This is a genomic window from Cupriavidus sp. DL-D2, assembly GCF_039710735.1.
Taxonomy (GTDB): domain Bacteria; phylum Pseudomonadota; class Gammaproteobacteria; order Burkholderiales; family Burkholderiaceae; genus Cupriavidus.
On the sequence record NZ_JBDKXK010000123.1, the window covers coordinates 1 to 2,413 of the forward strand.

Annotated in this window: 3 protein-coding genes; all 3 read left to right on the forward strand. The window is 59.1% G+C overall.

All coding sequences use genetic code 11. From position 1 onward, the window contains the following. Positions 1-819 (forward strand): type VI secretion system Vgr family protein (locus tag ABDB81_RS30220; protein WP_346814393.1); only part of this gene is annotated, 819 nt, incomplete at its 5' end. Positions 820-821: 2 nt separating this feature from the next. After that, positions 822-1,799 carry a DUF4123 domain-containing protein gene (locus ABDB81_RS30225; RefSeq protein ID WP_346814394.1) on the forward strand — a complete coding sequence of 326 codons (978 nt, stop codon included), beginning with the start codon at positions 822-824 and terminating at the stop codon, positions 1,797-1,799. Next, positions 1,796-2,413 (forward strand): DUF3304 domain-containing protein (locus ABDB81_RS30230; RefSeq protein ID WP_346814395.1); only part of this gene is annotated, 618 nt, incomplete at its 3' end. The genes ABDB81_RS30225 and ABDB81_RS30230, both read left to right, overlap by 4 nt.

Genomic DNA, 2,413 nt, shown 5'->3' on the forward strand with positions numbered 1-2,413 from the left:
ACCCAGCTGAACATGGGCTACCTGGTGGATGACCGGGTGAAGCAGCGTGGGGAAGGGTTCGAGCTGCGGACGTCGGGGTGGGGGGCGGTGCGTGGGGGGAAGGGGTTGTTTATTACGGCGGACGATCAGCCCAAGGCGGACGGCCCACAACTGGCGATGGACGCGGCACGAAGACTGCTTGCAGACGCGCTTGCGCAGATGCAACACCTGAACGAGTGTGCCGCCGCCGCAAAGGTACAACTCGCGGACATCGAACGGCAACGCGACTTGATGGAGGCACGGTTGCTGGGACTGCAGCAGGCAGTAATCCTGGCAAGCGCTCCAGCAGGCATTGCACTCGCTACGGCCGAGAGCATTCAACTTGCAGCCAACAGCAATGTCATCGCCTCGGCGCGCGCCAACCTCGATCTGGGTGCGGGGAACAACGTCACGATCGCGGCCGGACAGGGCGCGTCGATCTTTGCGCAGGAAAAGGGTATCAAGCTCGTTGCGGCAAAGGCTGATTTCTCTGCTGCTGCCCACTCCGGCCAGATGCAACTCGCATCGTCCAAGGACATGAACCTGTCCAGCGTGAACGGCAAGCTTATGGCGGTCTCGGCAGGCGCCCTGACCCTGTCCAGTCAGGGTGCTTACATCAAGCTCGATGGCGGCAACATCGAACTGGGGTGTCCGGGAAGCATCACCCTGAAGACGACAAACTTCACATGGCAGGGACCAGCAAGCCTGAATCCGGAAGTGCCGGAACTGCCCGCTGGCGCCTGCCTGCCGTGCCTGCTCAACGCTTACCTCGGCGTCGAAGCAACGACGGAGAAGGCTTGATCATGCATACAGCGAATCAACAACCGGTGATGCAGCAAGTTGAGACATCCTCGGAGACCGGAGTGGCGGCCTTTACATCGCGCGTGTATGCGACGCGTGAAAGGATCAACCAGACAGAGGAACAGAGAGCTGTCTCCTTGTTCGCACTGGTCGACACACGGAGCGTGCCGGAACTGCGCTCAGCCCTGAATCGCCTTGAAACCATACCGTTCGTCGCACTCTGGGACGGCACCGATCTGGCTACGCACGAGAATGTTTCCCCGCTTCTTATCGAACTAGGTCTGGATGCGGAGGATGGGGACACCGCGCAGGCATTGCTTAAGCGCCTGTGGGAATTCTCGGTGCATGGATTTTCGGTGACGTGGATCTGGAGCTTCCACGAACTGACGACCGTAGCGATGCATCTGCAGAGCTATTGCGAGTACACGTTGCCCGACAGAAGTACGTTCTACGTGCACTACAGCGACAACCGGATACTGGAACGCCTGCGCAAGGTGTGGACGACTGATGAGTGGAGCAGGTTCGCAAGCGTTGCCCACGAGATCTGGTATCGGCAGCGTAGCGGGGAGTCGGTCTCATGGGGTTCAGATGCGGACGCATCCCATGCGATAACCGCCGAGCCATTGGTGATGACCGATGACCAGCATTTGGCATTGCTCGAAATGGGCTACGCGGACAAGGCAGCAATGGAAATCAGGGGAGTCTTCGGCTCCCGACTCGCTACGTTCTCTCCGGATCAGCTTTACTGTGCCGTCGCGAATCAGATCGAGCGGGCCACGGCGCACGGGATCAAGGAGGAGCCCGCCGTGCTGCGTTATGCGTCATTTGGGCTTCTCTTCTCGCCGGATTTCGATGAGCACCCGCAGATTCGAAAGCTCTTGCAATCGGCGAGATATGGCGATGTTCCTCTCGTACAGGCGTTATCCGAAATCAGGGTGATCGCGCGGTCAGCCGCAACGGCAAAGGGGGCAGGCCGATGAAGAGGCGGATTCTTGGACTACTTCTTTTGGGCGTGATGCTGACGACGGGATGCGATGCGCTTTCGTCCGAACCGACCTACGGCGGACTGAGCATCGCCGGGTTCAATTACACGCCTTACAACCTCGATCGGTTCGTCATCACGGACAAATATGGACATCGCGCGGGTGGGGGCGGCGATCTGATGCCGGGGTCTGGCGAAGGCTCGCTCAGTTGTTGCTATCAGTTGAAGGGTACCGAGTTCACGGTGAAGTGGGAGGTCTACGACGCAGACGAAGCGATTCGCTCGTTGCGTGCGCGCGAACCCATCAAGTCGCTTCATAAATCAGCTCAAATTCATGTGCCGCCCACCAAAGTCAAGAGCGCCCGCGGCTTGGTAGTGCTCGGCTTGCACTTCTACCCCGACGATCACGTGGAGTTCGAGTTCAGAACAGATCTTGGCGGCAAGCGCCTCCACTACGTGGAGATATGGAGTTGGCTGCGGAAAACCCATCGAAAGCTTCTGAATCCGCACAACGAACACGAGACCAGCGTCGTGTTTCGTCGAACAGCCCGGCTCGCCGCGAACGGGTGGCTCAAGTATCGATTCACCGATACGAAGGATCTCCAGCAGTAC

Coding starts and splice junctions, on each gene's coding strand:
- ABDB81_RS30225 (WP_346814394.1), top strand. CDS start 822: ATGCATACAGCGAATCAACAACCGGTGATGCAGCAAGTTGAGACATCC.